Genomic DNA, 12720 nt, shown 5'->3' with positions numbered 1-12720 from the left:
AAAAATATGATGGAAATAGGTAGAAATTTATAGAAATAGATGGAAATTAGGTAGAAATAAAAAATTATACCACTCCAACTAAATAATCTGAAAATAGGACGCAGATGAACAAGATTTACAAGATATATCTAATAATAATCCTAATAATCTGCGAAAATCTGCGTCCTCTAAATAAAGAGGAACGAAAGATGGTAAAAGTGAGATTATTTTTAATATTTAGTTTAATATTTTTGACCACTACTGTATTCGCCAGTAGTAAGTTTATCGGTAGTGTAGGGATAAAGGGGAAAGGACCACCTGATGCAGAACTTTTATACCCTTATGGTGTAGCGGTTTCTTATGATGGCAGTATTTATGTTGCAGATACCGGTAATGATAAGATAAAGAAATATGATGAAAACGGTAAGTTTCTTTATTCCTTTGGGCAAGAAGGAACGGGTGATGGGCAGTTTAGAAGCCCACAAGGTATAGCAGTAGATAAAAGAGGAAATATATTTGTAGTAGATACTGGCAATGACCGTGTACAACATCTGTATGATGATAGAAATAGTATCTCTTTTATGAAGTGTTTTACAGGTAATCCGCAATTTTATTATCCAAGAGATATAGAATTGGATAAGGATAGTAACCTTTATGTTTTAGATTCTGGTAATGATAGAGTACTAAAGTTTGATTCTTCATTTAATCCGGTAAATTCATTTGATGGAGATAATATTTTAGGCAGTGAAGGTAGCGAGACTACTCAATTTAGTGAGCCTTATGGTCTAACATTAGATAAAGATGGAAATATATATGTAGCGGATATGCGTAATCAACGAATATCTATATTTGATAAAGATGGTAATTTTATACATAAGTTTGGTATACAAGGAAGAAAGATAGGTGAGTTTTTAGACCCGGTAGATGTAGCAGTAGATAGTGATGGAAATATATGGGTAGCAGATAAGTATAACTTTAGAATACAAAAATTCTCTAATACCGGTCAATTTTTACATACATTTGGTAGATTCGGGCCTGGTAAAGGACAATTTCATACTGCACAGAAATTGGCTGTCCATCAAAAAAAATTATATGTAGTCGATTCAAATAACAGTAATTTACAGATATTTGACATAAGTAGTTATATAACAAATGTCAGTGCTTATCCTTATATTTTCTCACCTAATGATGACAATCAAAAGGATACTACTACCATTATCTATCATCTACCAGAAGAGGCAAAGGTAACAATCAAGATTTATAATACGAATTATGAGTTAGTGCGTGATTTAATAGTAGAAGTAAATAAACCTTCAGGGACTAATACAGAAATCTGGGATGGTAAAGATAATAGTAATATAGTTGTAGAAGATGGTGAATATGTGTATAAAATAGATGCGGTAAATGTGATGAATTATCATGCACCTCAACAAATAGGTAAAGTAATAGTAGATAATACTCCACCTGAAATAACCAATCCAAAAGCTATACCAGAAGTTGTCCCAGTGGGAGCTACGGTAACTTTATCCTCAAAGGTAATAGATAAATATGGAATTGTAGAGGTTATGGTTGATATTGCACCAATTGGAGGTGCTGGTACCCAGGCAATGAGTTATATAGGTAACGATATATATTCTTATCAAGCAATAGTAGCAGAGGTAAATCCTGGTATAAAAGAGTTATTAATTATAGGTAGAGATAATGGGAATAACAAATCTACGCAAACACTCATTCTAAAGGTTGCTACACCAACGATAACTATTTTGCCTGATTCTGGTACTGTTGGTAGCGTAGTTACAGTACAGGGGGAGGACTTCTTTGCCTTAGAATTAATCCGAATAGACTTTGGGACGACTATTTCTATTACCTCTTCATACGCAGATGCTAATGGTAGTTTTTCTTCTATATTTACTGTTGATACCATGAGTTTTGGTATAAAGACTATCTGTGCAATAGGATTAAGTTCTGAGGTAACTCTAAGAGGCACTTTTAGTATCAAAGGGAGTATTGTCTTAATTAGTCCTGTAATTGGTACAATTGGAACAATAGTAAGTATAGAAGGAGCGGGATTTGAGGTTTCAGAAGAGGTAGTGATAGATTTTGGTATTACGAAGACTATTGCTACTGGAGTGGCAAATTTAGCAGGTAGTTTTGAAATTTCCTTTACTATTGATTCTCAACCTATGGGCTCAAAAACTATCCTGGTAAGGGGAATTAGTTCTGAGCAAAAGATTGCATCTACTGTATTCGTAACCTGTGAATATCCGATTTTAGATTGGACAGAGGAAGAAAATTATGTCCAGGATGGACTTCACCCAGAAGAAGGAGAGAGATTAGTTGGAACTTATACCTATCGAGTAAAATATATTGATTATCTTAACAGACCACCACTAACCGGGTATCCAGAGGTAAGGATTTTTAGAGGTGGCCGGGAATTACAAAATAGCCCATTTATTATGGAAGAAGTAAATCCACAAGATATTGACTATAAGGATGGTAAACTGTATAGTTTTGAAATAGCTAATCTTGAGACAGGGCTATATTCATATCAATTTGTTTCAAAGAATATAGATGAAATTCTGGCAAAAGGGAGTCCTACTCTAAGTCACGCAGGACCTAAAATAATAGGCTCTCCAACATTAACCTGGATAGGTGAAGGAGGGTATATTTCTGATGGTGTAGAGCCAGATGTAGGACCTACAGGATACTTTACTTATAAAGTATTATATACTGATATTGATAATATCCCACCAGCAGAGGGTTATCCTTGGGTGAATCTCTATATGGGAGGAATTTTAATCACGCCATCGTCTTTACTCATAAAGGAAAATGAAAATGATAACGATTATACAGATGGGGTAATTTACGGGATTTATGATGTTAGATATTCTTATGCCAGTGATGCGTATAGCTATCGCTTTGAGGCTAAAAACAATAATAATGTCGAGGCAATAGGTGAGGCAACAACGATTCATTCAGGACCTAAAGTTGAAGGGGTGAATTATTCACCATTACTCCTCTGGACTGGCGAAAGTGGTTATACAGATGGTTGTAATCCTGATTCCGGGACGCCAGATACCCCTTTTACCTTTCACACGGCATATATGGATATTAATGTTGACCCACCGGCTCCAGGCTATCCCGCTGTCCTTATTTATAAAGACGATAAGCCTTATGGAATCGGAACCTACACAATGGATTATGTCAATGGAAGTTATTTAAAAGGAGCTACTTATTCCAAAACCATCTTTTTAAATGCTACGGGAACCTATCAATATAAGTTCTATGCTAAAGATAGTAAGGGAGAAGAAGCTAGAGGTCTTTTTACCGTGCTTCGAACCGGTCCAAAGGTAAGTCATGCACCTGAATTAGAATGGAGAGGTACCCCAGGTTATGAAGAAGATGGATTAGAACCACATGAAGGTATTGTTCGAGAGACATATTTTACATTTAAAGTAAAATATAAAGATGAAGATAATGCTCCCCCTTATTCTGGCTATCCTAAGATATGCATTCTTAAAGGAACTACTACTATCGGGAAAGCCAAAATGCCTGTTGAACCAACTAAGGATTATATAGAAGGTGAAAACTACTGGTGTGTTTTGAGATTGTACTCTGGTGGAGTTTATAGCTACTATTTTGAAGCAAAAGATGAATACGGAATAGAGGCTATTGGCACTCCTACAAATATTAGCTATGGGCCTATTGTAATAGGACCAGGGATAACGCTGGTATCTCCAGTATTAGGGTTTGTTGGTACTAAGGTTACGATAGCAGGAGAAGGTTATTATCCAACAGAACCAATACAGATAGACTTTGGCACTACTAAAACTATCTCAATTACTACATCAGACGCTTATGGTAAATTTATAGCTACTTTTATAGTTGATACACAAGCTATAGGCCCAGTTAATATTACAGCTACAAGTGTTAAATATGGGCATAAGGCTACTGCGATATTTAATATAATTGAGAAACCGACAGATGGTAGTGGAATCGCAAAGATAGAGCCAGATAGGACAATAGTAGATATTACTGAGGTATTTTATATCACTTATACAGCAGAGGCAGATTTAAGTAATGGGACGGTTACTTTAACTATACCACCTAACTGGACTATACCTCCTGATTGGGCGATAACAGTTACTCCGGGACCTGAAGTGGTTTTAAAATACCGTAGTATTGTAGGTTCAACCGTTATAATACCTATTGAGAAAATGTTTGCTGAAGGTACATTTACTATAATGTATATAGGTACGCCACAGGGTACTATTACTTTAGGCTCTAATACATTTATTATAAAATCACAAGGATTTGAAGGGATTCTTACACCTATTACTAATCAACCAGTAATATGTGTAGAGGAAGTGGTCAACCCACCTTATCTAAGACAGTTAACTACAGATACCTGTAATGAAAGTCCAGCAGGTTATTCACCAGATGGTAAAATGATAGTTTATCCACTTCTAAGTGAGGATGGTTCATATACCATCTGGATAATGGATGCGGATGGTAAAAATAAAAAGGAGATAATTAAGGATGAGAAATATCATTGTACCCCTCTTGGCTTTTTACCTGATGGCGAGATGTTGGTTTATAGCAAATATCTGAAAACTTATCAAATAGGACCTGAAGAGGGTATCTATATAATAAAGAATTTTAAAGAGGTAATTAATGGCACTCCTCCAAATGAAATTAGGGTAGTAGGTACACAAGGACTTGCCTCTATTTCCTCACCTGATGCTAATGTAATGACATTTAGTTGCTGGAATATAGAATATCCTATTGCCGATATTAAGGCGATTATTAATCTCCAGGATGTAATAAATCATGATGCTACTCCTATTATAAGAGATATATTAGTTGGACCTGAGTGGGATGTAACCGGCGGTTGGTCACCGGATGGTAAAGTATTATCATTTTATTCTACTCGAAGTGGGGACCCAGAGGCATGGATGATAAAGAATATTCAGGATGTGTTATTTAAAAATGCCCAGCCAGAGTTATTACAATTGACAAATTTCAAAGAATATGATTGTGATGGTATGTTTTCACCAGATGGAGAAAAATATGCATTTACTTCAACTAAAGATAATCACCCTGGAAGATGGAACTGCTGGGTGATTACTAATATAAAGGATGTAATGTATAATGGAGCAGAATTAGAACTTGAGCATTTAATCCCTTCCTTGATTACTGAAGGTGTCTGTGGTTGGTCTCCAGATGGAACAAAAATACTTATTGGGTCATATCGTGCTGGTAACTGGGATGTCTGGGAGATGGATTACCCTTATGATAAAAAAGCCGCCCCGGCAACTAATATTATCTCACCTATACTAAATCAAGAATTAAAGGGTAAAGCTGTAATTAAAGGCACTGCTAAAGATAATATGAGTGTAGATAACCATACAGTATTATCATCTTTATTATCATACACTGGCGAGTATAGTCTGGGTACAAATTCAGATTACTGGATACCAATTATTACATCCTATACGCAGGTAGATAATGGCACATTAGCTATCTGGGATGTATCGGATTTAGAAAATGGACTCTATACTATTAAACTTACTACTACTGATGGAGAGGATAATGGGGTAGAAAAGGTTGTAATAAAAGTAAGAAACTCTAAAATAACATTAATATCTCCAGGTAGTGGCGTGATAGGTACGATAATAACAGTTGAAGGAAAGGATTTTGTTGCCTCAGAATTAATTACAATAGATTTTGGTACAACTAAAACTATTACTATGGTTACTTGTAGCGCTGGAGGGACTTTCTCTATTACTTTTACTATTGATACCCAATATTCTGGCACAAAAACTATTATGGCTACCGGGGTAACTTCTGGATTAGCGGCTAAGGGTAAATTTAGTATTATAGGTCAGCTAACTAAAGTTTATCCTCATAACCCATGTGTAGGCACTCCTGTTACAATAGAAGGTAATGGCTTTGGTAAAAATGAGCTGATAAGAATTGATTTTGGAACTATTCATAGCATTACCACTATTATAAGTAGTCCAGCAGGTACTTTTTCCTCTATTTTTACTGCAATGTATTCAGTAAGTGGAATTGTTACTATTACTGCTATAGGGCTTAGTTCAAATCAGATAGATACTATTAAAATTAATTTTTTAAGTAATATATATCAATTAACTACTTCAGCAATGGACTTAAGCAGTTGTCTTTCACCTGATGGTAAATATATAGCCTTCCATTCTTTCAGGACACGACCATCAACAATTTGGGTAATGAACTCAGATGGAAGTAATATAAGACAAATACTAGAACCAAATTGGTATTTTAATCCAAGATTCTCTGCAGATGGGGGATATCTTGCATTTTCTGCACAGAGTGATATTGCAATTATAACTAATATCCAGGATGTAATTATAGAAGGGACTTCCCCCCATATAGTCTATATTGATGCAGGAGGGCATGAGAACGACCCAGGGTGGTGGTCACCAGATAATAAGATGTTATCATTTTATTCTGATTACGATGTCTGGGTAGCAACTAATATAGATGAGATAATTAATGAAGGTGCTAATCCAGAATTACATCAGATAACTAATACTGATGATGCATGGGAACTCGGTATCTGCTGGTCGCCTGATGGTAAGTGGTTAGCTTATGCAAAAAATGAAGATTTAGACTGGTACTTTGGTAATTGGGAAATATGCATAATTACAAATATCCAGGAGGTGATTTATAATAATGCTACACCTACTACACTACAAATTACATATAATCCAGCATTTGATATTCCGGTTGGTTTCTCACCAGATGGTAAAAAACTAGCATTTCTGTCAACTACAGGCTGGCCACCCCGTTTTCCAAAAATAAATAATATATCTAAAGAGTTAATGAAAGAAAGAATTCCTCCTAGTGGATTTCCGTATGATGCGTGGATAATTAATAATATAGAGGAAGTAGTTAATAATGGGAAAGAAGCTGAGTTAGTTCAATTGACTGATATTGATGCTGATGGAATTTATGCAATAGAATATTTTAGCCTATCTCCTGATGGAACTAAATTATTGCTTGATTATAGAAGAACATACGATAGTTCAAATATCTGTATAATGGACTATCCTGATAAAGCTGTTCCTGCGGCTAATATTATCTCTCCTATTTTAGACCAACGATTAAAAGGTAAAGCTGAAATTATAGGTTTGGCAAAGGATAATGTAAGTGTAAATAAAGAGGTACTACTTTCAAAACTATCTTATTATTCCCTAAAATATAGACAGGAAAATGTAGAGACTAAAGGTTCCCCAGATTGGAATACTATTATTACATCAAATACACCTGTTGAACTCGGTACTTTAACTCCATGGGATACTACTACTATTCCAAATGGTATATACACACTTAAATTAATTGCTACTGATGGTGAAGATGAAAATGTAGAAGAGGTTAAAGTAAAAATAGCAAATACTAAGATAACTTTGATTACTCCTATTAGAGGTAGTGTAGGCAGTATAGTTAGTATAGAGGGGTCAAATTTTAATGCCTCAGAAGGCATAAGAGTTGATTTTGGGACTACTCTTAGCATCGCTACCACTATAAGTAATAGTTTAGGTAATTTTGAACTCATTTTAACTGTTGATATCCAACCTTACGGGTCTACATCTATTATAGCTATTGGATTAAGTTCTAATAAGACTGCTATGGAGAAATTCTTTATTTTACCACAAATTACCCAATTTACACCTACTCTTGGCTCCATAGGTACTATCGTTACAATTAGAGGCGATGGTCATGGAGCAAGTGAAGAGATATTAGTAGCTTTTGGGCAGACTAAAAGTATTGCTACTACCTATTCCAATTCTGTGGGTACTTTTAGTATTAACTTTACTGTAAATACGCAATCAGGAGGGACAAAGACTATTATTGTAAAAGGAAATAGTAGTGGTGTAAAAACAATTGCTTATTTCTACATCACAATAGGAACATTAGAACCAAAGATTACTTTAGTATCGCCTGAGAGTGGTTCAGTAGGGACTAAAATTACTGTAACTGGTGAAGGGTATGAAACAATTGAGCCAATTATAATTAATTTGGGGACGAGCCCTACTATTACCATAACTACAAGTAGTATTTTGGGTACATTTACTGCTATGTTTACTATTGATACACAAATTTATGGAACTACTTCTATTGTTGCAAAGGGTTTAATATCTAATTTAAGTACCTCTACTTGCATTTTTATCACAGGAAATATTACTTTAATGACACCTACAAGTGGTACATTAGGAACGACTATTACTGTATCTGGTAATGGCTTTGGAGCAAGAGAAAGAATAGTGATAGATTTCGGTAATATTAGTACAATTATTGTTTGTAGCTCAACTTCGATAGGTACTTTTTTAACCTATTTCACAGCTGCTGCACAAGGCTATGGTACCACTACTGTTACAATTCAATCTATATCTAACCAGGTATTTATGAATTATTTCTTTGTCTTACCTAAAATATCTTCTATCTTACCTACCACTGGCACAATAGGAAGTATTATTACAATAAAAGGTAATGGTTTTGCTGATAGTGAGTTAATAAGAATTGATTTTGGTACTACTAAAAGTATTACTAATGTAGTAGCCAATAATGTAGGATATTTTAAGGCTACATTTACCATAGATACTCAGATTTATGGATGTACTACCATTAGAGTTCTTGGTACCAATTCATCAATTCCTGTTTTATCTTATTTCTTTATCCAGCCAAATATTACATTAGTCTCGCCTAAAAAGGGTACGATAGGTACAATAGTAACCCTATCAGGTAATGGTTACCGCACATATCAGAGTATAAAGATAAGGTTTGGGACTACACCTATTATTCAACTTACATCTACTGATATAACTGGAAGTTTTAGTACTACCTTTACAATTGATACTAAGACTTATGCTGAGATTGGTATAATAGCCTATGAAAATGAAGAGATTAGTGCATTAAGTAGATTTCAAATTCAACCTAATATTACTCTCATATCTCCTGAAGAAGGTAGTGTAGGAACTATTGTAACCTTAGCTGGTAATGGCTATGTAGCATTTCAGCGTATAAGAATAGAATTTGGTACTATACCGAGTATCCAACTTACCTCTACCTCTGTTAATGGTACTTTTACTACTACATTTACTGTTGATACTCAAGCCTATGGTAAGACTACTATTGTTGCTGTCCAGGATTGGTTAAATATAAAATCTAAAGGTATGTTTAATATTAAATCAAATATTACCTTACTTACGCCTACTAAGGGTACAATTGGCACTGAAGTTACTATATCCGGTAATGGATTTGGAAAGAGTGAACTTATACAAATTGATTTTGGGGAAACTTCAACTATTGCTACCGAAGAGAGTGATGAAGCAGGTAGATTTATTAGTAGTTTTAGAATTGATACACAACCTTATGGTAGTACATCTATTTGTGCTATTGGGCTTAAGACCGGCTCAAGTGCTACTATTTCTTTCTTTGTTAAACCAAAAATTATTGCAATTACACCTACTTCGGGTTCAGTTGGAACAATTGTAGAGATAAAAGGAGTAGGTTATTCTTCAAGTAAAATTGTACAGATTGACTTTGGGAAAACTTTGACTATTGTAACTACCACTGTTATGTTAAGTGGTTTACTTCGAACTACATTTACTATTGATACCCAAAGCTACGGGACTACTACAATAGTAACTTTAGCTGTAGGTAAAGAAGAAGTTGATAAAACTACATTTATTATCTTAGGCAATATTACTTATATTTCACCTATTTTAGGTACGGTAGGAAGTATTGTAAACATAGGAGGTAACGGTTTTGGGTCAAATGATATAATATGTATTGACTTTGGTACCTCGATGACAATTGAAGTTACTACTGCAAGTTATGTTGGGACATTTAGTACTCAGTTTATGATTGATCTTCAACCTTATGGAGATAAGACAATAGTAGTTAGAAGTATTGAAGTTAATTATGTAGATAAAGATATAAATAGTTTCTTTATCTTACCAAATATTAAAATTACTCCTACTTCTGGTGAAATAGATAGTATAGTTACTGTAAAAGGCAATGGATACTATTCATCAGAATTAATCTGGATAGATTTTGGGACTACTAAAACTATCTCTGATGCAAAGACAGATACTTATGGTAGTTTTACTACATTCTTTAGACTGGATACCCAAGCCTATGGTATGAAAACAATTGTAGTTAGAAGTGAGTCTGGATTGATACTTACTTCTTGTTTCTATATCAAAGATGGTATGCTCTGGACTACTCCTGTCAGTGGTACAGTTGGAACTATGATTACAATTAGAGGAATAGGCTATGGTGCTAATGAGGTTATAAGGATTGATTTTGGTACTATCCAGACTATTGCTACTGCTGTAAGTAATGAATCAGGTACTTTTGCTGTCTCGTTTACTACCAGTCTCCAACCTTATGGCACTACTTCTATTATAGTCACTGGACTTACATCGATGGTAAGTAAAACAGATATTTTCTTTATCAAACCTAAAATCAACTCTATCTTTCCTACTTCTGGTACTGTTGGAATAGTTGTAACTTTACAAGGGGATGGTTACTCTTCAAATGCAGAACTTCGAATTGATTTTGGGATGACAAGAAGTATTGTTACTACTTATACTGAATCTAATGGGTCTTTTAAGGTCACCTTTACTGTGGATACTCAACCTCAAGGAACTACTACTGTCATTGCTGCTATAAATAAAGACCAGATTGATAAAGCAGAGTTTATTATCTCAGGCAATATTGTTTATTTTTCCCCTACCTCCGGGACAGTAGGGTGTATTGTAACTATAGCAGGTAATGGTTTTGGGGCAACAGATACAATAGTAATTGATTTTGGTATCACTTCAAGTATTGCTATTATCACTGCAAGTTCTTTAGGTACATTTTGTACTACTTTTAGTATTGATATGCAACCATTTGGACCAAAAAAGATTATTGTTAAGAGTATTAAAGCAGGCTGTGTGGATAAAGCTATATTTACTGTTTTACCTGAGATTATCTTAAATCCTACCTCTGGCTCTATCGGTAGTATTGTTACTGTATCAGGTACTGGATATTTTGCTTCAGAAGTTGTAGCGATAGATTTTGGACTCACTTCATCAATTACTTTTACTACAAGTTATGCTAATGGTACTTTTAAAACTATTTTTACTGTGGATACCCAATCTGCTGGGAGTAAAACAGTTATTGGTAGAAGTAAATGGTTAACTGCAAAAGCATATTTTTGTATTAGAGGAGCTATGATTTGGATATCTCCTATAAGTGGTACAGTAGGAAGTCCAGTTGGAGTAAAGGGTATAGGATATAAAGCTAATGAGCAAATACAGATAGATTTTGGTACAACCATGACTATTGCTGCCTGTATCTCAATGGAGGCTGGTAGTTTCTCCGTAACCTTTACAGTTGATACACAATCAGCAGGGACGACTACTATTTTAGTTAGAGGGATAGACAGTAATGAGGTATGTTATTCTTACTTTGTGATTACACTCAAGCCAGGAATAACCTTAGTTTCACCTGCAATGGGTACGGTAGGAAGTATTGTTGAAATAGCAGGTGCAGGGTTTGACTTGAATGAAGGAATTAGGATAGATTTTGGTAAGAGTTTGACTATTGCTACAACGACAACTGATGAATTTGGTGCGTTTAGCGGGAACTTTAAGGTTGATACACAAGGCTATGGGACAACTACAATAGTTACAAGAGGATTAACCTCTGGTCAAGAAGCTGTTGATACTTTCATTATTCGCGGGAATATTGTCTTAGTTACTCCTGCAAGTGGTCTAATTGGGACTAATGTTACAATTGCTGGCAATGGTTTTGCGGCCTCAGAAAGAGTAACCATAGGCTTTGGGAGGAATCCAACAATTGCCACAGTATTGTCTTCATCTCAAGGTACATTTACCACAACCTTTACTGTGGATACCCAGCCAGGCTGTGGCACAATCACCATCAGTGCCAGAGGTAGAGATTGTGTGGCATACAGCTGGTTCCGAATACTTGGTCAGATAACTCTGGTTAGTCCCCAGCAAGGCACGGTTGGGACACGGATAGAGGTTAAGGGCGATGGATTTGCCGCAAATGAGCGGATAGAGATAGACTTTGGGACTAACCCGACGATAGCTGTAACCTTAAGTGATAATGCCGGCAGGTTCCGGGCAGTATTTACTGCGGATACCCAGCCGGGCTGTGGCACAATCACCGTCAGTGCCAGAGGCAAAGATTGTGTGGCATACAGCTGGTTCAGGATGCTTGGTCGGATAACTCTGGTTAGTCCCCAGCAAGGCACAGTTGGAACACGGATAGAGGTTAGTGGTGATGGATTTGCCGCAAAAGAGCGGATAGAGATAGACTTTGGAACTAATCCTACGATAGCAGTAACCTTAAGTGATAATGCCGGCAGGTTCCGGGCAATATTTACTGCCGATACCCAGCCAGGATGTGGCACAATTACCGTTAGTGCCAGAGGTAGAGATTGTGCGGCATACAGCTGGTTCAGGATGCTTGGTCGGATAACTTATGTTAGTCCACAGCAAGGCACAGTGGGGACACGGATAGAAGTTAGTGGTGATGGATTTGCGGCAAATGAGCGGATAGAGATAGATTTTGGAACTAATCCGACAATAGCAGTAACCTCAAGTGATAATGCCGGCAGGTTCCGGGCAATATTTACTGCCGATACCCAGCCAGGATGTGGCACAATTACCGTTAGTG

1 protein-coding gene is annotated in these 12720 nt (G+C 35.8%); it reads left to right on the top strand.

Annotation, left to right across the window (positions count from 1 at the left end; all coding sequences use genetic code 11):
- Positions 1 to 188: 188 nt before the first annotated feature.
- A partial coding sequence (locus AB1414_01845) for a 6-bladed beta-propeller (protein MEW6606183.1) occupies positions 189 to 12720 on the top strand: 12532 nt, incomplete at its 3' end.

Source organism: bacterium (genome assembly GCA_040755795.1).
Lineage (GTDB): Bacteria > UBA9089 > CG2-30-40-21 > CG2-30-40-21 > SBAY01 > JBFLXS01.
Note: the sequence above shows the minus strand (reverse complement) of the source record. Positions and strands in the feature narration are given on the sequence as shown.